This window comes from Citrobacter sp. CK180 (assembly GCF_030333655.1).
Lineage (GTDB): Bacteria > Pseudomonadota > Gammaproteobacteria > Enterobacterales > Enterobacteriaceae > Citrobacter_B > Citrobacter_B koseri.
In genome coordinates this window covers 1-20,351 of sequence record NZ_JAOWFM010000050.1, presented here as the reverse complement: position 1 = coordinate 20,351, position 20,351 = coordinate 1, and the positions used below count along the sequence as shown (strand labels likewise).

Here is a 20,351-nt window from a genome sequence, read left to right as displayed (position 1 = left end):
TGCGGAGATTTATCCAATAAATAATTCATGTTGTCGCCGCAATGACGACAACATGAACGATTATCAGAAATTAATGGATCCCACCAATACGGCTTAAGCGTACGCCGGTCGGCCATTCACCTTCCTGTTTGTCGAAACTCATCCAGATCGCGGTCGCTTTACCAACCAGATTCGCTTCCGGTACAAATCCCCAGTAACGGCTGTCCGCGCTGTTATCGCGGTTATCACCCATCATGAAGTATTGTCCTGGCGGTACGATCCAGGTCGCCAGTTGCTGCCCCGGCTGACGGTAATACATCCCCGCCTGATCCTGTGCGATCGGTACGGTCAGAATACGGTGGGTTACGTCGCCCAGCGTCTCTTTACGCTCCGCCAGACGAATGCCGTTATCTTTCGTTTCGTTTAATGGCACTTCGAAGAACCCACTGCTGGCTTCTCCCCCATTACGGCGGGCAAAGGTCTGCACGAAATCGCTGGGCTGAACGTCGGAGTAAGTCACCGGCAGCGCGTTTTCACATGCCTGACCGGAACGGCACCCTGGCTGTACAGTAACCTCTTTGGCTACCGGATCGTACGTCACTTTGTCACCCGGCAGGCCGACAGCGCGTTTAATGTAGTCCAGGCGCGGATCTTCCGGGTATTTAAAGACCACGATATCACCGCGTTTCGGATGACCCGTTTCAATCAACGTTTTCTGGTAAATCGGATCTTTAATTCCATAGGCGAATTTCTCCACCAGAATAAAGTCACCGATTAACAGCGTCGGCATCATCGAACCCGACGGGATCTGGAAAGGTTCATAAATAAATGAACGCACCACCAGCACAATCGCCAGTACCGGAAAAACCGAAGCCCCTGTTTCCAGCCAGCCCGGCTTAGGCGCCACTTTTTTCAACGTGGCTTTATCCAGTGAATCACCCGCAGCGGCCTGTGCCGCTGCCTGACGTTCCCGACGTTTTGGCGCGAAGATAAATTTATCAACGCACCATAAAATGCCCGTCACCAGTGTGGCAATCACCAGAATCAGGGCAAACATATTCGCCATGCCAACTCCTTAGGATTATTTGCTGTCTTTACCGACATGCAGAATGGCGAGGAACGCTTCCTGAGGCAGTTCGACGTTACCGATCTGCTTCATTCGCTTCTTACCTTCTTTCTGTTTCTGTAGCAGCTTTTTCTTACGGCTGATATCACCGCCGTAACACTTGGCCAGAACGTTTTTACGCAACTGCTTCACGGTAGAACGCGCAATAATATGCGTGCCAATCGCTGCCTGAATCGCAATGTCGAACTGCTGACGAGGGATCAGCTCTTTCATCTTCTCCACCAGCTCACGACCACGGCTCTGCGAATTACCACGGTGAGTGATCAGCGCCAGCGCATCGACACGTTCGTTGTTGATCAGCACGTCGACGCGCACCATGTCGGACGCCTGGAAGCGCTTGAAGTTATAATCCAGCGACGCATAACCACGAGACGTTGATTTCAGGCGGTCGAAGAAATCGAGCACCACTTCCGCCATCGGGATTTCATAAGTCAGCGCCACCTGGTTACCGTGGTACACCATGTTGGTCTGGACGCCGCGCTTCTCGACACACAGCGTAATGACGTTGCCCAGGTATGCCTGAGGCAGCAGCATGTGACATTCAGCAATCGGCTCGCGCAGTTCATAGATGTTATTCAGCGGCGGCAGCTTGGACGGGCTATCGACATAGATAATCTCTTTCGCCGTAGTTTCCACTTCGTACACAACGGTCGGCGCGGTGGTGATCAGGTCCAGATCGTATTCACGTTCCAGACGCTCCTGAATGATCTCCATGTGCAGCAGACCCAAGAAGCCACAGCGGAAGCCGAAGCCCAGCGCGGTTGAACTTTCCGGCTCGTAGAACAGAGAGGCGTCGTTCAGGCTCAACTTGCCGAGCGCATCCCTGAAGTTCTCATAGTCATCAGAACTCACCGGGAACAGACCGGCGTATACCTGCGGCTTCACTTTTTTGAAGCCCGGCAGCGCTTTCTCTGCCGGGTTACGCGCCAGCGTTAATGTATCGCCAACCGGGGCGCCATGAATGTCTTTAATTGCGCAAACCAGCCAGCCTACCTCGCCGCACTTCAGTTCGGTACGGTCAATCTGCTTCGGCGTGAAGATCCCCAGACGGTCAGCGTTATAAACCTGCCCGGTGCTCATCACTTTGACTTTGTCGCCTTTACGCATGGTGCCGTTTTTAATACGCACCAGCGACACTACGCCGAGGTAGTTATCGAACCAGGAGTCGATAATCAGCGCTTGCAGCGGGCCTTCCGGATCGCCTTCCGGCGGCGGGATATCGCGCACCAGGCGTTCCAGCACATCCTGTACGCCTACGCCGGTTTTTGCCGAGCAGCGAACGGCATCGGTCGCATCAATGCCAACAATATCTTCGATCTCTTCAGCCACACGCTCAGGATCGGCGGCTGGCAGGTCAATCTTGTTCAGAACCGGCACCACTTCGAGATCCATTTCCATCGCGGTATAGCAGTTCGCCAGCGTTTGCGCTTCGACGCCCTGCCCGGCGTCAACCACCAGCAGTGCGCCTTCACACGCCGCCAGTGAGCGGGAAACTTCATATGAGAAGTCAACGTGGCCTGGGGTGTCGATAAAGTTCAGTTGATAGGTTTCACCATCAGCCGCTTTGTAATCCAGCGTCACGCTTTGCGCTTTGATAGTAATACCGCGCTCACGCTCAAGATCCATTGAGTCGAGAACCTGCGCTTCCATTTCACGGTCAGACAGGCCACCGCAGATCTGGATAATGCGGTCAGACAGCGTCGATTTACCGTGGTCGATGTGAGCAATGATCGAAAAGTTACGTATGTTCTTCATATAGAGTAATTATTGTGCCTTACGCCTGCCTGAGCAGGCTCTTAGAAGTCGCTGTTCTGAGCTTAACGTCTGTTTAACTGAAACGCCGCATTCTACACTACAACACTGAGGCGAGGAAATGTTCATACAGCAAGGATAGCGGGAACCGGAAACGGCATCGCTTTTCTAATGTAAAACGTCGTAAGGGAAGCATGATGCCCGATAGCACGAGCTTATCGGGCCTGGAGAGTCTGCTTATCGTTCCCAGGCCGGATCAGGCGAAGCCGCCATCCGGCAAAAATATCACGGGTTCGTTTCGGAAGATGATGTTTCAACGCGAACCAGACCAGGAGGAAGAGCAACGTTAAGAATGACCGGCTGCCAGGCCTCGCGTTCAGCCAGTTTACGCGAGTAGCCGCGCGCAATCAGAAAACCCCCGACGCCGCCCAGCACCGCGCCGCTCAACGCGGCAATATCAGAACCAAACAGTACCTGGAACAACGCCGCGAAGATAAACAGCCCAACCAGCGGCGACAGGTAAACCAGCATTGCTGACCCCAGCAGGCTGCCTTCGGCAATGCCCAGTTCCACTTTTTGACCAGGCGCCAGCGGTTCAGCACTTGGCACCACAATAGTATGTGTGGTTTGCGGCCCGAGTTTATTCAGCACACGACTGCCGCATCCGGCCCGTGAGGCGCAACTGCTGCACGATGCTTTGACGTCGCAGCTCACCAGTGCCTGGCCATTTTGCCAGGAGACAACGGTCGCCCACTCTTTAATCATTGTGCCGCCCCGAACTTAATATTGTCCGCAATGCGTTTCGCGGTTTGCGGCGGAAGTTCGCCGACAATCGTAATTTCAGCGTTTTCACGCACGCTGGTGCTGACCGTTCTGCGCCCGGTTCGCAGCATCTGATCGGTGCTGTTCTGCGTCGCACGATTCACGTTCACAGAGAAACTGAACAGGCCGTCAGAATAGAGGCGTGACTCGATAGGCAGATTATCCATTGTAGGCAGCGGGCGTCGGCTGCTGGAGACTTCGCTAAACCCTTGCGGCAACCACGTCGGGCTCCAGTTGAACTTCGCCTTTTCCCCCACAGGAACAGAAAGCAATGGCGGCAAATTCGCTTTTGCCAGCATCTGCATGCTATTACCGACGTCCTGATTCACGGCGAAGGAAATCACGCGGAACTGCTCCAGCGTTTCCCCATCCCGGTCAAGGAGATCCACCCGCATCGGCAGCTTTGTTTCGGTATCCAGCCATACGATATAGCTGTAACGGGTGCCGTCGCGCGCGACAACACGAATGACTTCACACAGCCTGTCGGCAATGCGGGTGCGGCCTACGGAAATAAAGTCATACCAGGGAGAAAGACGTTTAAAGTCGGCATAGATAAGGGACGGCAGAGAATCGACAATATAGTCGCCGTTCAGGGTGAACGGTTCGAGCCCAGGTTCGAAGTAGCTGATTTCGTTACCACGCTGCACCACTTCCCGGCGCGGGCCATCCATTTGCAACAGTTGTGCAAGAGGACGATTGTCCAGGCGTGCATGTCGATAACGCAGAGACTCAACGCCTTGTTTATTGATGCTGACGAATGACAGCTCGTAATTCAGTGACTGGCTGGCCAGATTCATCTGCTGCAATAACGCCCCGGACGCAGTATTGGCCGAGGCGTTAACAGAGAAGAACAGGCTACCCGCCACAAGTGACATGGCAAACCAAAGTTGCTTCATTACTGCGATTGCGTTCCTAAAGTTTGAATTCCTGGCACCTGTACAGCGGCTTGCTGTGTTTGCGCCTGCTCAAACTGAAGCTGTTCGGAGTGCAGTCGGCGTTGCAGTTCGTAATCCTGCAACATGGCATTAATGCGACGACGCTGCTCCTGCACCTGCTGTTGCTGACCGCCGTTAGCCGTCGCGTCAGAAGGTACTCCCAGGCTCACCGGACTGGCTTTGCCCATCATCGGTAATGTATTGAATACCGGCGTTTCGGGCTGCTGGGACGTTTCAGATTGTCCATTATAGTGCTGGACGCCAACAATAACTGCAAGTGATACGCATGCAGCCACACCCATTTGAGTGAGCTGCGCCGCCCACGGACGCATTTTCTGCCAGAATGGCATTTTCTGCCACTGGTGCGGTGCGGGCTGGGCTTCAGGAATCAGCGGTGCCGTCTGGCGTACCGGCTCATTTTCGATGGCGGCCATTACGCGGGCGGAAATATCGAAATGGAGAACGTCAGCGGTATCACCCCGCATGGAATCGCGGATCAGGTGATAACTCTCCCATGTTTTTTGCATTTCCGGGTCGTGAGCCAGTTCTTTCAGCAGCTCACTGTCCAGCGTTTCGCCATCCATTAAAGCGGAAAGTTTTTCTTTCTGCATGCCTAATACCTTTTCCAGTATCCCGCTATCGTCAACGCCTGATAAGCGGTTGAACTTTATTATCAATAGCTTCCCGCGCACGGAAGATACGTGAACGCACCGTACCCACCGGACAATCCATGATAGCGGCTATCTCTTCATAGCTCAGGCCATCCAGCTCCCGCAAGGTTATTGCCATGCGTAAATCCTCGGGGAGGGACTCAATAGTTCGGAAAACTATCTGTCTCAGCTCTTCTGACAACATTAAGTTCTCAGGGTTCGAAATTTCTTTCAATGCGCCGCCACTTTCGAAGTTTTCTGCGTCAATCGCATCAACATCGCTGGAAGGCGGCCTGCGTCCCTGAGCAACCAGGTAATTCTTCGCCGTATTGACGGCAATACGGTACAACCAGGTATAAAAAGCGCTATCCCCCCGGAAAGAATCCAGCGCGCGATAGGCCTTAATAAATGACTCTTGCACCACATCGGGAACATCGCCCGACGGTACATAGCGGGAAACCAGGCTCGCCACTTTATGCTGGTAGCGCACTACCAGTAAGTTAAAGGCTTTCTGATCTCCCTTCTGGACCCGTTCAACCAGGACCTGGTCCGTTAACTGCTCGCTCATCCGAGGTAAAGTCTCCCCAAACCAAATTTCCACGCGCTCTCGAAACGCCACTCCATAAACTGCACTATGAGCAAGCAACAGCTTAGAGTGTCTCTTTTTCGTAAAGTTCCGTTACGCATCTGTTTTTGTTTGTCATGTTGTAGACAGATCATTATCTCTCATTATAAGTCTACAGAGTCTGAACAACGCACTATCTGTATAGAAATGCCCTTTTAGCCGCTTGAAGAGTAACCCAACAGCCACTTTATTTCATCACATAATCTGGCGCTAACGGCCTGCTTCGCAAAATATTTTCTTTGTTTTACTTCCCCTTGAATTTTCCTTTAATGTTTAGCCATTGCAACACATTCAAAAATAAAACGTGCTGTATCGCGCAGTATGGTGCTATGCTGCCCAAACACTGTTTAGTAAATTAAACAAACGCTATGACTACGACTCCTGAACTTTCCTGTGACGTGCTGATTATTGGCAGCGGTGCTGCCGGACTCTCTCTGGCGCTGCGCCTGGCTGAAAAACATCAGGTGATAGTCCTGAGTAAAGGCCCGGTGAGCGAAGGCTCAACGTTTTATGCTCAGGGTGGCATTGCCGCCGTTTTCGACGAGACGGACAGTATCGATTCGCATGTTGAAGATACGCTGATCGCCGGGGCCGGTATTTGCGATCGCCACGCGGTGGAGTTTGTCGCCAGCAATGCCCACTCTTGCGTACAGTGGCTTATCGATCAGGGTGTATTATTTGACACCCAGGTGCAACCGAACGGGGAAGAGAGCTACCATCTGACCCGTGAAGGCGGCCATAGCCATCGCCGTATCCTGCATGCGGCTGACGCCACCGGCAAAGAAGTGGAAACTACCCTGGTCAGCAAGGCGCAGAACCATCCGAATATTCGCGTACTGGAGCGGAGTAACGCCGTCGATCTGATCATCTCCGATAAAATCGGCCTGCCAGGAACACGCCGCGTCGTCGGCGCCTGGATCTGGAATCGGAATAAAGAGTCGGTCGAAACATGCCACGCGAAGTCAGTCGTTCTGGCGACAGGCGGGGCATCGAAAGTGTATCAGTACACCACCAACCCGGATATCTCTTCCGGCGACGGTATCGCGATGGCCTGGCGCGCCGGGTGCCGCGTCGCGAATCTTGAATTTAATCAGTTCCACCCTACCGCGCTGTATCATCCTCAGGCACGAAACTTTCTGCTGACGGAAGCGCTACGTGGCGAAGGGGCGCATCTCAAACGCCCGGACGGCACGCGCTTTATGCCTGATGTTGATGAGCGTGGCGAACTGGCTCCGCGCGATATCGTCGCCCGCGCCATTGACCACGAAATGAAGCGTCTCGGCGCAGACTGCATGTTCCTCGACATCAGCCATAAACCGGAAGCATTTGTGCGTCAGCACTTCCCTATGATTTATGAAAAATTGCTGGGGTTGGGAATCGATCTGACTAAAGAGCCGGTTCCGGTCGTACCAGCCGCCCACTACACCTGCGGCGGCGTGATGGTCGACGATTTTGGCCGAACCGATGTGGACGGTCTGTATGCCATTGGCGAAGTAAGCTATACCGGCCTGCACGGTGCGAATCGCATGGCGTCCAATTCCCTGTTGGAGTGTCTGGTGTATGGCTGGTCAGCGGCAGAAGATATCGACAGACGTATGCCGTATGCCCGTAGCGTTAGTACGCTTCCGGCCTGGGATGAAAGTCGCGTTGAAAACCCGGATGAGCTGGTCGTGATCCAGCATAACTGGCATGAGCTACGTCTGTTTATGTGGGACTATGTCGGCATTGTGCGCACCACCAAACGTCTGGAGCGCGCCCTGCGACGCATTACGATGCTGCAACAGGAAATCGACGAATATTACGCTAACTTCCGCGTATCGAATAATCTGCTGGAGCTGCGCAACCTGGTGCAGGTCGCGGAACTGATTGTGCGCTGCGCGATGATGCGTAAAGAGAGCCGTGGCCTGCACTACACGCTGGATTACCCCGCATTGCTGCCGGAATCCGGCCCGTCGGTGCTTTCGCCGCTCAACGCTTACATGAACAAATAAAACGCCTGGGTCAGCGCCGTGTACCCTTCAGAGTAAAGCTGGTCTGGCCCACGAATCACCAGGCGATCGCTAAAGCATTCCCCCGTTCGCGGGGAAAATGCCAACAGTACCCGATGAGGCAATCGCGACTCCGTTTCGGCTACGTCGGTACGTAAACGCAAATGCCAGCCCATGCTTAACGCCTGCTGCGTGAAGGTGTTGCCAGTCTGTTCCGGCAGCACCACGCAGAAGAATCCCTCTTCCGTAATACATTCAGCCGCGGTGGTAAGTAACGCCTCGTGATCGAGCGTGGTGGTATAACGCGCCTGCTCTCGCTGCGGCGTTGCGCATTCCACCCCTTGTTCATAATAAGGCGGGTTACTGATGATAAGATCAAAGCGCGCGGTCTGGCGCGGCACCCACTGCCGGACATCTTCCGTATGCACCGTTATCCGCTGCGGCCACGGTGAGTGGGCGATATTCTCCTGCGCCTGCGTCGCCGCTTCGCTGTCCAGTTCAACGGCATCAATGGTGACGCTTTCGTCGGTACGCTGCGCCAGCATCAGCGCCAACAGACCGCTGCCGGTACCAATATCGAGGATCCGCGTTACGCCTGCGACTGGTGCCCATGCTCCCAATAAAATACCATCAGTACCGACTTTCATCGCGCAGCGATCGTGCGCCACGAAAAACTGCTTAAAGGTAAATCCATTACGACGAAGTGTGGATGTAGACTGGGACATGAAAGAACAACCTTCCTGGAAAAACGGCAATAGCGTAGGGTGAAAACAATACCTGAGAAGCGATATCCATACAAACAGATGAAGATTGCAGCCGTAACGTCTATAATCAGCGCCCCACACAGAGGTAGAACATGACTGTAACGACTTTTTCCGAACTTGAACTCGATGAAAGCCTGCTGGATGCCCTCCAGGATAAAGGTTTTACTCGCCCGACCGCCATTCAGGCTGCCGCCATTCCGCCTGCGCTCGATGGGCGTGATGTACTCGGTTCTGCGCCGACAGGCACCGGTAAAACGGCGGCATACCTGCTGCCAGCGTTGCAGCACCTGCTCGACTTCCCGCGTAAAAAATCCGGGCCGCCGCGTATTCTGATCCTTACGCCGACCCGCGAACTGGCGATGCAGGTTGCCGATCACGCCCGTGAACTGGCGAAACACACCCATCTGGATATTGCGACAATCACCGGCGGCGTGGCTTATATGAACCATGCCGAGGTGTTCAGCGAGAACCAGGATATTGTGGTCGCCACCACGGGTCGCCTGCTGCAATATATTAAAGAAGAAAACTTTGACTGCCGCGCGGTTGAAACGCTGATTCTTGATGAAGCCGACCGTATGCTGGACATGGGCTTCGCCCAGGATATCGAGCATATCGCAGGTGAAACCCGCTGGCGCAAACAGACCATGCTGTTCTCCGCTACGCTGGAAGGCGGCGCGATTAACGATTTTGCGGAACGTCTGCTGGAAGATCCGGTCGAGGTCTCAGCGACCCCGTCTACCCGCGAACGCAAAAAGATTCATCAATGGTACTACCGTGCCGATGACATTCAGCACAAAACCGCTTTGCTGGTACACCTGTTAAAACAACCTGAAGCCACCCGCTCTATCGTCTTCGTACGTAAACGTGAGCGTGTACATGAGCTGGCAGGCTGGCTGCGCGAAGCAGGCATCAATAACTGCTATCTCGAAGGCGAGATGGTACAGGGTAAGCGTAACGAAGCGATCAAACGTCTGACCGATGGCCGCGTGAACGTGCTGATCGCGACCGACGTCGCCGCTCGCGGGATTGATATCCCTGATGTAAGCCATGTTTTTAACTTCGATATGCCACGCAGCAGCGATACCTATCTGCACCGTATCGGCCGTACCGGACGTGCAGGGCGTAAAGGAACGGCGATTTCCCTGGTAGAAGCGCATGACCATCTGCTGCTGGGAAAAGTGGGTCGCTATATTGAAGAGACGCTGAAAGCGCGCGTCATTGATGAATTGCGTCCAACCACTCGTGCGCCGAGCGAAAAACTGACCGGCAAGCCGTCCAAGAAAGTGCTGGCTAAACGTGCTGAGAAGAAAAAACAAGAAAAAGAGAAGCCGCGCGTGAAGAAACGTCACCGTGATACCAAAAACATTGGTAAACGCCGCAAGCCTGCTGGTACGGGTACGGACGCGCAGAAGCAGTCCAACGAAGAGTAAAAAAAACGCCGGGGCTAACCCGGCGTTTTTATGTTATCAGTCAGCCTTACAGGCTTTCAGTAAAGGTACGAGCGATAACGTCGCGCTGCTGTTCCGGCGTCAGGGAGTTAAAACGCACGGCATAGCCAGAAACACGGATGGTCAGCTGCGGATATTTTTCCGGGTGCTTAACGGCATCTTCCAGCGTTTCGCGACGCAGAACGTTAACGTTCAGGTGCTGACCGCCTTCAACGCGAACTTCCGGTTTTACTTCCATCGGAATTTCACGGTATTCGATTTCACCCAGTTTGTTCACTGCAACCACTTCATCTTCGGCAAAACCAGCTTTCGCCGCGATGCAACGTGCTTCGCCTTTTTCGCTGTCCAGCAACCAGAAAGAATTCAGCAGGTCGTCGTTAGCGGCTTTAGTAATCTGGATACCTGTAATCATGTGATGCCTCCCCGGCAAAAGTGTTTGATTATGATCGGCCTGTTCGCGGCCAATTGGTAAAACCATTGTTGCTTGAGTGTATATATACCCCTCACACACCCTTGATTCTTTGATTTAAATCAACAAAAACCACACCACAAAGAGGGTGTTGCATGGAATTTATTGTTTTACATCAACTTACGCCATATCCACACATAAACTTTTTACATAAATTTTCAACTATCTTTAAGGGGTAGCCGGGTTTGTGACGCACGCGATTTTGCACCATAGAAAGAAGCAGTTAAGCTATGCAAATTGAAAAATTCGCAGGAGAGCGAGATGGCCACCGATTTAACCTGGCACGATGTGCTGGCAGATGAGAAGCAGCAGCCCTATTTTGTTAACACACTCCATACCGTTGCGGGCGAACGTCAGTCAGGAATGACAGTCTATCCTCCACAGAAGGATGTATTTAACGCGTTTCGCTTCACTGAACTCGGTGATGTCAAAGTGGTGATTCTGGGGCAAGACCCTTATCACGGCCCTGGGCAGGCGCATGGTCTGGCGTTTTCTGTTCGTCCGGGTATTGCCACACCGCCTTCTCTGCTGAACATGTATAAAGAACTGGAAACGTCCATACCGGGCTTTACCCGCCCTGCTCATGGGTATCTGGAGAGCTGGGCGCGTCAGGGGGTATTGTTATTAAATACCGTGCTGACCGTCCGCGCAGGCCAGGCGCATTCTCACGCCAGTCTGGGATGGGAAACCTTTACAGACAAAGTGATCAGCCTTGTTAACGAACATCGTGAAGGGGTCGTCTTTTTACTCTGGGGTTCGCACGCACAAAAGAAAGGGGCGATTATCGATCGCCAGCGCCATTACGTGTTGAGAGCGCCGCATCCGTCGCCGTTGTCGGCACATCGGGGATTCTTTGGCTGTAACCATTTTGTATTGGCGAATCAGTGGCTGGAGCAGCACGGCGAGAAGCCGATTGACTGGATGCCGGTATTACCGGCAGAGAGCGAATAAGTTTTTGCTTTGCGCCGGGTGGCGGCTTCGCCTTATCAGGCCTACGAATCATTACCGTAGGCCTGATAAGCACAGCGCCATCAGGCGTTTACGCCGAGTACCCGGCCTACGAATCATTGCCGTAGGCCTGATAAGCGCAGCGCCATCAGGCGTTTACGCCGAGTACCCGGCCTACGAATCATTGCCGTAGGCCTGATAAGCGCAGCACCATCAGGCACTTACACCTGATTATGCTTTATTCTGACGCCACCATTCGCCCAGCAATACGCCGGTTGCGACAGAGACGTTGAGGTTTTCAACATTTCCGGTGCCATCAATTTTCACGCACAGATCGCCAGGTTCACGCGCGGCTTCCGGCAGGGACTCCAGCTCACGCCCTAACACCAGCACCATTTTCGCTGGCAGCGCCGTACTAAACAACGGCTTGCCCTGATCGCTGGACGTGGTGACAATCGTATAACCCGCCTGACGGAAATCATCCAGCACATCCACAATGCTGTCGCCCGTGATCGGCTGAACATGCTCTGCTCCGCCTTCCGCCGTACGGATCGCCGCACCGGATTCAAGAAGCGCCGCGTCCTGTACCACCACGCCTTTTACGCCAAAGTGCGCACAGCTACGCATCATGCCGCCAAGGTTGTGCGGGTTAGCCACATCTTCCAGCGCCAGCACGCAATCCTGCGCGTCCGCCTGGCTTACCCACTGCTTAACGGTCGTACCGTTACGCTTTTTAATCAGGAAACAAACGCCGCCGTGGTGCTCAGTTCCAGAGGCTTTCGCCAGTTCAGCTTCATCCACAACGTGGTACGCTTTGCGGTTAGCCGCCATCCAGCGTAACGCTTCTTTAAAGCGAGGGGTCACGCTCTGAATGAACCATGCGCGGACAATCGCATCCGGGCGACTCTGGAACAGGGCCTGACAGGCGTTTTCGCCGTAGACACGGGTCTCTTCCGCACGCTGACGACGTAAAACTTCAGGATCGATAAAACTTTTACCGCTGATTCCACCGTGATCGGCTTTCTCAGGCGTTTCATCGCCTGGCGCACGGGAAACGGTACGCCACGGTGAGTCTTCACGCTTACGATCGCGAATCTGACCGCTTCTTTCATCACGAGCATCGCGGGCGGGGCGACGGCCACCGTCAGTACGAGACTTTCCTGGACGACCTCCCCCTTTCCCGGTACGCGGGTTATGGGTGCGTTTATCAGAGTCATCATCACTGCGGACATACATCACTTTGACCTTGCCGCTTTTGTTCTTTAATTCATCGTTCATGCTTTTCTCCACCAGCGCTGCGCGAAGCGCGAAGATTACCCGATGTGCACCCGGTTAGCCATTATTTCATTTAAAAGCTAATGACTATTGTACTCATTGAATAAAACACATTGTTGTTTAAAACAGTCTCATCGATAATATGTAACATATTGGAAACATATCGGCGTGATTGCCGGAAAAGTCTACCCTACTCATCCAGAGGTTAGTTATGAATACCGTTTGTACCAGCTGCCAGGCAATCAACCGCATTCCCGATGATCGTATTCAGGATGCGGCAAAATGTGGACGCTGTGGTCACGACCTGTTCGATGGAGAGGTGATTAATGCGACCGGTGAAACGCTGGATAAGCTGCTGAAAGACGATCTCCCTGTGGTGGTCGATTTCTGGGCGCCGTGGTGCGGCCCATGCCGTAACTTTGCCCCGATTTTTGAAGATGTCGCGGAAGAGCGCAGCGGTAAGGTGCGTTTTGTGAAAGTTAACACAGAAGCGGAACGTGAACTCAGCGCCCGTTTCGGTATCCGCAGCATCCCGACCATCATGATCTTTAAGAACGGCGAAGTCATCGACATGTTAAATGGCGCAGTTCCTAAAGCACCATTCGACAGCTGGCTGAACGAATCGCTGTAATCTCCACGGGGCGCATCTTGTGCCCCGTTTTCACCTCTGCGACAATAGCGTTTTTCACTGTATTCTTCCATGACTGATAACGCTGTTCTCCAGTTACGCGCCGAACGCCTCGCACGCGCCACGCGTCCTTTTCTTGCCAGAGGAAACCGCATTCGTCGCTGTCAGCGCTGTCTGCTCCCGTTGAAACTCTGCCTGTGCGATACGCTCTCGCCTTCTCAGGCGACAAGCCGTTTTTGTCTGGTGATGTTTGATACCGGGCCAATGAAACCCAGCAATACGGGGCGTCTGATTGCCGATATTCTGCCGGATACAACGGCCTTTCAATGGTCGCGTACCGAACCGCCGCAGGCGCTGCTCGATCTGGTTAACAACCCGGATTATCAGCCGATGGTCGTATTCCCCGCCTCCTATGCCGGGGAAGAACGCGAGGTCATTTTCACGCCACCAGCCGGAAAACCGCCGCTGTTTATCATGCTCGACGGCACCTGGCCGGAAGCGCGCAAAATGTTCCGTAAAAGCCCTTATCTCGATAACCTGCCGGTTATTTCCGTTGATTTATCGCGTCTTTCCGCCTATCACCTGCGAGAAATTCATGCCGAAGGGCAGTATTGCACTGCCGAAGTGGCAATAGCGCTGCTGGATCTGGCGGGCGACACGGCCGCGGCAACCCATTTAGGCGATCACTTCTCACGCTTTAAAACGCGCTATCTGGCAGGAAAAACGCAACATCAGGGAAGCGTCACAACAGAAACAGCAGAAAGCGTTTAAAATCATTCGGTCACTTCTGCGTAAGGGAGACCGGCATGAGTCAGAGAGGACTGGAAGCACTACTGCGACCAAAATCGATAGCAGTGCTAGGGGCGTCGATGAAGCCCAATCGCGCAGGTTACCTGATGATGCGTAACCTGCTGGCAGGAGGCTTTAATGGCCCGGTATTACCTGTAACGCCCGCATGGAAAGCCGTCTTAGGCGTCCTGGCCTGGCCCGACGTCGCCAGTTTGCCTTTTACACCGGATCTCGCCGTTCTGTGCACCAACGCCAGCCGTAATATCGCGTTGCTGGAGGCCCTGGGGGAAAAAGGCTGTAAAACCTGCATTATTTTGTCGGCGCCCGCAGCGCAGCACGCTGAACTTCTGGCATGTGCCCAACGCTATAAAATGCGACTACTCGGCCCAAATAGCCTGGGTTTACTCGCCCCCTGGCAAGGGCTTAACGCCAGTTTCTCTCCGGTTCCGATCAAGCGTGGAAAACTCGCGTTTATTTCACAATCCGCCGCCGTCTCCAATACGATTCTCGACTGGGCGCAACAGCGGGAGATGGGCTTTTCTTATTTTATCGCGCTTGGCGACAGTCTGGACATTGATGTTGATGAACTGCTGGATTATCTGGCGCGCGACAGCAAAACCAGCGCCATTTTGCTCTATCTCGAACATCTGAGCGACGCGCGACGCTTTGTCTCCGCCGCCCGTAGCGCATCGCGAAATAAACCCATTCTGGTGATTAAAAGCGGTCGCAGCCCGGCGGCGCAACGTTTGTTAAATACCAGTGTCGGCATGGATCCGGCATGGGATGCCGCCATCCAGCGTGCGGGGCTTTTACGCGTGCAGGATACTCACGAACTCTTCTCGGCGGTCGAAACGCTGAGTCATATGCGGCCATTACGTGGCGACAGGTTGATGATCATCAGCAATGGCGCTGCGCCCGCCGCGCTGGCGCTGGATGAGCTGTGGTCGCGCAACGGCAAGCTCGCCACCCTGAGCGAAGAGACCCGCCTTAAGCTAAGCGAAGCGCTACCTGCTCACGTCGATATCGCCAACCCGCTGGATTTGCGTGATGATGCCAGCTGTGAACACTACGTCAAAACGCTGAATATCTTACTCGCCAGCCAGGATTTTGATGCGCTGATGGTGATCCACTCACCCAGCGCCGCCGCACCTGGCACCGAGAGCGCGCACGCGCTCATTGAAGCGGTGAAACATCATCCCAGAGGGAAATTCGTCACCTTGCTCACCAACTGGTGCGGCGAGTTTTCCTCTCAGGAAGCCCGCAAAATGTTCAGTGAAGCGGGATTACCTACCTATCGAACACCGGAAGGCACCATCACTGCCTTTATGCACATGGTGGAATACCGGCGTAACCAGAAGCAATTACGGGAAACCCCGGTGTTGCCAGGCAATCTGACCTCAGACACGGCTCAAGCGCATAACCTGTTACAGCAGGCGATTGCAGAGGGCGCAACGTCTCTGGATACCCATGAAGTTCAGCCTATCTTGCAGGCGTATGGGTTACACACGCTTCCCACCTGGATTGCTGGCGACAGCGCGGAAGCTGTGCATATCGCCGAGCAAATTGGCTACCCGGTAGCGTTAAAACTGCGTTCGCCGGATATTCCGCATAAATCGGAAGTTCAGGGGGTAATGCTCTATCTGCGCACGGCAACGGAAGTTCAGCAAGCCGCGAATGCCATTTTCGATCGTGTAAAAATGGCCTGGCCTCAGGCGCGCATTCACGGTCTGTTAGTCCAGAGTATGGCGAACCGTGCCGGCGCGCAGGAACTTCGCGTCGTCGTCGAACACGACCCGGTCTTTGGGCCGCTGATTATGCTTGGCGAAGGCGGCGTAGAGTGGCGGCCCGAAGAGCAGGCCGTCGTCGCGCTGCCGCCGTTAAACATGAATCTGGCGCGCTATTTGGTTATTCAGGGAATCAAAAGTAAAAAAATTCGTGGCCGGAGCGCGCTACGCCCGCTGGATATCACAGGGTTAAGCCAGCTGCTGGTACAGGTCTCGAACCTGATTGTCGATTGCCCGGAAATTCAGCGTCTGGATATCCATCCCCTGCTGGCTTCTGCTGGCGAGTTTACCGCGCTGGACGTCACGCTGGATATCGCCCCTTATGATGGCGACAACGAGAGCCGACTCGCTATTCGCCCCTATCCGCAGCAGCTTGAAGAGTGGGTTGAGATGAAAAATGGCGAACGTTGCCTGTTTCGCCCTATCCTGCCGGAAGATGAGCCTTATCTACAGCAGTTCATTTCTCAGGTAACAAAAGAGGATTTGTATTACCGTTATTTTAGCGAGATCAATGAATTTACTCATGAAGATTTAGCCAACATGACGCAGATCGACTACGATCGGGAAATGGCATTTGTTGCCGTGCGCCGTATTGATCAAACTGAAGAGATCCTCGGGGTAACGCGCGCGATCTCCGACCCGGATAACATTGATGCGGAATTTGCCGTGCTGGTTCGCTCAGATCTCAAAGGGTTAGGATTAGGCCGGCGATTAATGGAAAAATTGATTGCTTATACCCGAGATCACGGACTGAGACGCCTGAATGGCATTACGATGCCAAACAATCGCGGCATGGTGGCACTGGCCCGAAAGCTCGGGTTTGATGTTGATATCCAGCTCGAAGAGGGGATTGTTGGGCTGACGCTGAATCTGGCCCAATACGAGGAATCGTGAGTAAGGTACTGGAAATGTTGACCACTTTAACGGGTACTGGTGTTATCATTGCTCGCTTATGTCGTCTGCATAGCACAGAGGACCCTTCAATGAACAGAGAAGAAATGCACTGTGATGTTGTCAAAATTTAAGCGTAATAAACATCAACAACACCTTGCCCAACTACCCAAGATCTCTCAGCCAGTTGATGATGTAGATTTCTTTTATGCTCCCGCTAATTTCAGGGAGACTCTGCTGGAGAAGATAGCCAGCGCGACGCAGCGTATTTGCATTATTGCCCTGTATCTTGAACAGGATGACGGCGGCAAGGGCATACTCGACGCGCTCTATGAGGCTAAACGGCAGCGTCCTGAGCTGGATGTTCGGGTACTTGTCGACTGGCATCGCGCTCAGCGTGGGCGCATTGGCGCAGCCGCGTCCAATACTAACGCTGACTGGTATTGCCGAATGGCGCAAGAAAACCCAGGAATCGATATTCCTGTCTACGGCGTGCCGATTAACACGCGTGAAGCGCTTGGCGTACTGCATTTTAAAGGCTTTATCATTGATGATAGCGTCCTTTACAGCGGCGCCAGCCTGAACGACGTCTATCTGCATCAGCATGATAAATATCGTTATGATCGTTACCAGTTGATTCGTAATGCAAAGATGGCCGACATCATGTATGAGTGGGTCACGCAGAATCTGCTTAACGGTCGCGGCGTAAATCGCCTGGACAGTTCCCAGCGTCCGAAAAGCCCGGAGATTAAAAACGACATTCGTTTGTATCGCCAGGAATTGCGCGATGCGTCATACCATTTCCAGGGCGATGCCGACAACGAGCAACTTTCCGTTACGCCACTGGTTGGGCTGGGAAAATCGAGCCTGCTGAACAAGACCATTTTCCATCTTATGCCCTGCGCAGAGCATAAGCTCACAATTTGCACACCTTATTTCAACTTGCCTGCACTGCTGGTTCGCAACATCATCCAACTGCTGCGCGAAGGGAAAAAGGTTGAGATTATCGTGGGTGATAAAACCGCCAACGACTTTTATATCCCTGAGGATGAGCCGTTTAAAATCATCGGCGCGCTTCCCTATCTCTACGAGATTAACCTGCGTCGCTTCCTCAGCCGCTTGCAGTATTACGTCAACACCGATCAGCTCGTAGTGCGTTTGTGGAAAGATGACGACAATACTTATCACCTGAAAGGAATGTGGGTTGATGATAAGTGGATGCTGCTCACCGGGAACAACCTTAACCCGCGAGCATGGCGTCTGGATCTGGAAAACGCAATTCTGATTCACGATCCAAAACAGGAACTTGCTCCCCAGAGAGAGAAAGAGCTGGAGCTTATCCGCACTCACACCACGGTTGTTAAGCATTACCGCGATCTACAAAGCATCGCTGACTATCCGGTCAAAGTCCGTAAGCTCATCCGCAGACTCCGTCGTATTCGAATCGACAGATTAATCAGCCGTATTCTGTAAATCAAAAAGCCCCGTCCCTGCGACGGGGTTTTTCCTGTGAGGGTCACGGTGCGTTTCCTTATACTTTTTAGCATGTTGTTGCTCTCAGGCTGTAGCCATATGTCCAATGACAGCTGGAGCGGGCAGGATAAAGCGCAACACTTCATTGCATCAGCCATGCTTTCCGCCGCCGGGAATGAGTATGCCCGGCATCAGGGAATGAGCCGCGATCGCAGTGCAACCGTTGGGCTGCTGTTCTCCATTAGTCTCGGTGCGTCAAAAGAGATGTGGGACAGCCGCCCCGCAGGGAGCGGCTGGAGCTGGAAAGACTTCGCCTGGGATGTCGCAGGCGCAACCACGGGTTACGCCGTCTGGCAAATGGCGCGGAATTAGAGACGTAACCCTTTTCCCTTGCGGTGCAACATCAGCGACACCAGAAATGCCACGATAGCCATAATGGTCACATACCAGAAGAATGATGTCTCCATACCAACGGACTTCAGAGACAGCGCAACATATTCCGCAGAGCCGCCGAACAGCGCATTCGCCACCGCATAGGAAAGCCCTACCCCCAATGCCCGCACCTGGGCAGGAAACATTTCCGCCTTCAGGATCCCACTGATTGAGGTGTAGAAACTCACGATCAACAGGGCGCACATCACCAACCCAAAGGCTGCGTAAGGTGAAGTGACATTCTGTAATGCTGACAGAATAGGTACGGTGAATAGCGCAGCCAGAGCGCCAAAGCAGAGCATTGATGTCCGTCGGCCGATTTTATCTGAAAGGGCGCCAAACAGGGGTTGAATTAGCATGTAGACAAACAGCGCCGCCGTCATGATTCCGCTGGCGACATTGGCATGCATACCGGCGGTATTCACCAGATACTTCTGCATATAGGTTGTGAAGGTATAGAAACACAGCGAGCCCGCAGCGGTAAATCCCAGTACCATGATAAACGCTTTACGGTTACGCCATAGTCCTTTGAGCGATCCAGCCTCTTTCAGCGCGCGGGTTTCTTGTTTTGAGGTTTCATCCAACTGTCGACGCAACCAAAGCGCGACAACGGCCAGTACGGCACCCAATGCAAAAGGAATACGCCATCCCCATTCTCTGAGGGAAGATTCCTCCAGCGTTTGCTGCAAGATAACCACAACCAGCAGTGCCAGTAACTGACCGCCGATCAGAGTGACATACTGGAACGATGCGTAAAAACCTTTGCGGCCTTCAACAGCTACCTCACTCATATAGGTCGCACTGGTTCCGTATTCTCCTCCAACAGACAGCCCCTGAAACAGACGAGCCAACAGCAGAAGAGCCGGAGCCCAGGTGCCGATCGTGGCATACCCCGGCAGGCAGGCAATGACTAACGAGCCCATACACATCATGCAAACAGAGAGAAGCATTGATTTCTTACGACCATGCTTATCGGCAATCCGACCAAAAAGCCAGCCGCCAATGGGACGCATCAGGAAGCCTGCGGCGAAAACTCCGGCGGTCTGTAAAAGCTGAGTGGTGGTATTTCCCGAAGGAAAAAAGATGTGCGCAAAGTAGAGAGAGCAGAAGGAATAAACATAGAAATCAAACCACTCGACCAGATTCCCTGATGATGCCCCCACAATTGCCCATACGCGACGACGGGTGTCACTGCTTGCCAGCGACCCGTTTACAGTTACACTGCTTTCAGTCATTAGAAATATACTCCCGCCAAAGATCCACCCGAGCTCGTCGGTGCTTTTCACTGTCTTTTTTAGTGAATGAAATGTTATATAATTGTTATTATTTATTTTGTGACAGAGATCGATATTTTAGTTAGCAGGAAAACGATTTAGGAGTATACGGAGGGAATAGTCATCCGGCAGAACAGCGCATATATGCCGGATGGCGGTGTGAACACCTTATCCGGCCTGTAAAAACATCCCGGGTATTTTGCACACAGTCTGTAGGCCGGATAAGGCGCAGCCGCCATCCGGCTGCACCCGGGCGCATGAACGCAAAAAGGCCATCCCTCAGGATGGCCTCTTCACTT

The 20,351-nt window shown here is 53.3% G+C and carries 19 protein-coding genes; 8 read left to right on the top strand and 11 right to left on the bottom strand.

Annotated elements, in window-relative coordinates:
* Positions 1–70: 70 nt before the first annotated feature.
* The 7 genes from lepB to rseD form a co-directional block, all read right to left on the bottom strand.
* Positions 71–1,045, bottom strand: coding sequence for a signal peptidase I (lepB, locus tag OGV50_RS12355; RefSeq protein WP_012131213.1), 975 nt, complete (start codon positions 1,043–1,045; stop codon positions 71–73).
* 15 nt (positions 1,046–1,060) lie between these two features.
* Positions 1,061–2,860 carry a translation elongation factor 4 gene (lepA, locus tag OGV50_RS12350; RefSeq protein WP_047461945.1) on the bottom strand — a complete coding sequence of 600 codons (1,800 nt, stop codon included), beginning with the start codon at positions 2,858–2,860 and terminating at the stop codon, positions 1,061–1,063.
* Positions 2,861–3,142: 282 nt separating this feature from the next.
* Positions 3,143–3,622, bottom strand: coding sequence for a SoxR-reducing system protein RseC (gene rseC / locus OGV50_RS12345; protein WP_115608957.1), 480 nt, complete (start codon positions 3,620–3,622; stop codon positions 3,143–3,145).
* The gene (gene rseB, locus OGV50_RS12340) at positions 3,619–4,575 is read right to left on the bottom strand and encodes a sigma-E factor regulatory protein RseB (protein ID WP_012131210.1); all 957 of its coding nucleotides are present in this window, start codon (positions 4,573–4,575) and stop codon (positions 3,619–3,621) included. The genes rseC and rseB overlap by 4 nt, the downstream gene beginning before the upstream one ends.
* A complete protein-coding gene (gene rseA / locus OGV50_RS12335) occupies positions 4,575–5,225 on the bottom strand; it encodes an anti-sigma-E factor RseA (RefSeq protein ID WP_047461936.1) in 651 nt (216 codons plus the stop codon). Before rseA ends, rseB begins: the two co-directional genes overlap by 1 nt.
* A 31-nt stretch (positions 5,226–5,256) precedes the next feature.
* Positions 5,257–5,832 (bottom strand): RNA polymerase sigma factor RpoE, encoded by a 576-nt coding sequence (gene rpoE / locus OGV50_RS12330; RefSeq protein ID WP_006176728.1) that lies wholly within the window; start codon positions 5,830–5,832, stop codon positions 5,257–5,259.
* A complete protein-coding gene (rseD, locus tag OGV50_RS12325) occupies positions 5,829–5,984 on the bottom strand; it encodes a rpoE leader peptide RseD (protein WP_123907454.1) in 156 nt (51 codons plus the stop codon). The genes rpoE and rseD overlap by 4 nt, the downstream gene beginning before the upstream one ends.
* A gap of 273 nt (positions 5,985–6,257) precedes the next feature.
* Between rseD and nadB the strand changes: the two genes are divergently transcribed.
* The gene (gene nadB / locus OGV50_RS12320) at positions 6,258–7,880 is read left to right on the top strand and encodes an L-aspartate oxidase (RefSeq protein WP_286488563.1); all 1,623 of its coding nucleotides are present in this window, start codon (positions 6,258–6,260) and stop codon (positions 7,878–7,880) included.
* On the opposite strand, the gene trmN is transcribed toward nadB, so the two are convergent.
* Positions 7,865–8,602, bottom strand: coding sequence for a tRNA(1)(Val) (adenine(37)-N(6))-methyltransferase TrmN (gene trmN / locus OGV50_RS12315; protein WP_024130106.1), 738 nt, complete (start codon positions 8,600–8,602; stop codon positions 7,865–7,867). The genes nadB and trmN overlap by 16 nt on opposite strands.
* A gap of 131 nt (positions 8,603–8,733) precedes the next feature.
* Between trmN and srmB the strand changes: the two genes are divergently transcribed.
* On the top strand, positions 8,734–10,071 hold the full coding sequence (gene srmB / locus OGV50_RS12310) for an ATP-dependent RNA helicase SrmB (protein WP_012131206.1): 1,338 nt from the start codon (positions 8,734–8,736) through the stop codon (positions 10,069–10,071).
* Between the two features lie 46 nt (positions 10,072–10,117).
* Here the strand turns inward: srmB and grcA are convergent, their stop codons facing one another.
* Complete coding sequence (gene grcA, locus OGV50_RS12305) at positions 10,118–10,501, bottom strand: autonomous glycyl radical cofactor GrcA (RefSeq protein ID WP_012131205.1); 384 nt, start codon at positions 10,499–10,501, stop codon at positions 10,118–10,120.
* A 318-nt stretch (positions 10,502–10,819) separates the two neighbouring features.
* On the opposite strand from grcA, the gene ung reads away from it, so the two are divergent.
* On the top strand, positions 10,820–11,509 hold the full coding sequence (ung, locus tag OGV50_RS12300) for a uracil-DNA glycosylase (protein WP_047461918.1): 690 nt from the start codon (positions 10,820–10,822) through the stop codon (positions 11,507–11,509).
* A gap of 228 nt (positions 11,510–11,737) precedes the next feature.
* On the opposite strand, the gene OGV50_RS12295 is transcribed toward ung, so the two are convergent.
* Positions 11,738–12,784: a tRNA/rRNA methyltransferase gene (locus tag OGV50_RS12295; RefSeq protein WP_115625818.1), complete on the bottom strand. Its 1,047-nt coding sequence runs from the start codon at positions 12,782–12,784 to the stop codon at positions 11,738–11,740.
* A 208-nt stretch (positions 12,785–12,992) separates the two neighbouring features.
* Between OGV50_RS12295 and trxC the strand changes: the two genes are divergently transcribed.
* The 5 genes from trxC to OGV50_RS12265 all read left to right on the top strand — a co-directional run bounded on the left by trxC (position 12,993) and on the right by OGV50_RS12265 (position 18,718).
* Positions 12,993–13,412 carry a thioredoxin TrxC gene (gene trxC / locus OGV50_RS12290; RefSeq protein ID WP_047461913.1) on the top strand — a complete coding sequence of 140 codons (420 nt, stop codon included), beginning with the start codon at positions 12,993–12,995 and terminating at the stop codon, positions 13,410–13,412.
* 69 nt (positions 13,413–13,481) lie between these two features.
* Positions 13,482–14,180 carry a tRNA-uridine aminocarboxypropyltransferase gene (gene tapT / locus OGV50_RS12285; RefSeq protein WP_286488562.1) on the top strand — a complete coding sequence of 233 codons (699 nt, stop codon included), beginning with the start codon at positions 13,482–13,484 and terminating at the stop codon, positions 14,178–14,180.
* Between the two features lie 35 nt (positions 14,181–14,215).
* Positions 14,216–16,876, top strand: a complete 2,661-nt coding sequence (locus OGV50_RS12280; protein ID WP_047461908.1) for a bifunctional acetate--CoA ligase family protein/GNAT family N-acetyltransferase — start codon at positions 14,216–14,218, stop codon at positions 16,874–16,876.
* A 114-nt stretch (positions 16,877–16,990) separates the two neighbouring features.
* Positions 16,991–18,346 carry a CDP-diacylglycerol--serine O-phosphatidyltransferase gene (pssA, locus tag OGV50_RS12270; protein WP_130028910.1) on the top strand — a complete coding sequence of 452 codons (1,356 nt, stop codon included), beginning with the start codon at positions 16,991–16,993 and terminating at the stop codon, positions 18,344–18,346.
* Positions 18,347–18,394: 48 nt separating this feature from the next.
* Positions 18,395–18,718: a YfiM family lipoprotein gene (locus tag OGV50_RS12265; RefSeq protein ID WP_200090969.1), complete on the top strand. Its 324-nt coding sequence runs from the start codon at positions 18,395–18,397 to the stop codon at positions 18,716–18,718.
* Here OGV50_RS12265 and OGV50_RS12260 read toward each other — a convergent pair.
* Positions 18,715–20,013 (bottom strand): MFS transporter, encoded by a 1,299-nt coding sequence (locus OGV50_RS12260; protein WP_047461905.1) that lies wholly within the window; start codon positions 20,011–20,013, stop codon positions 18,715–18,717. The genes OGV50_RS12265 and OGV50_RS12260 overlap by 4 nt on opposite strands.
* Positions 20,014–20,351: the final 338 nt, after the last annotated feature.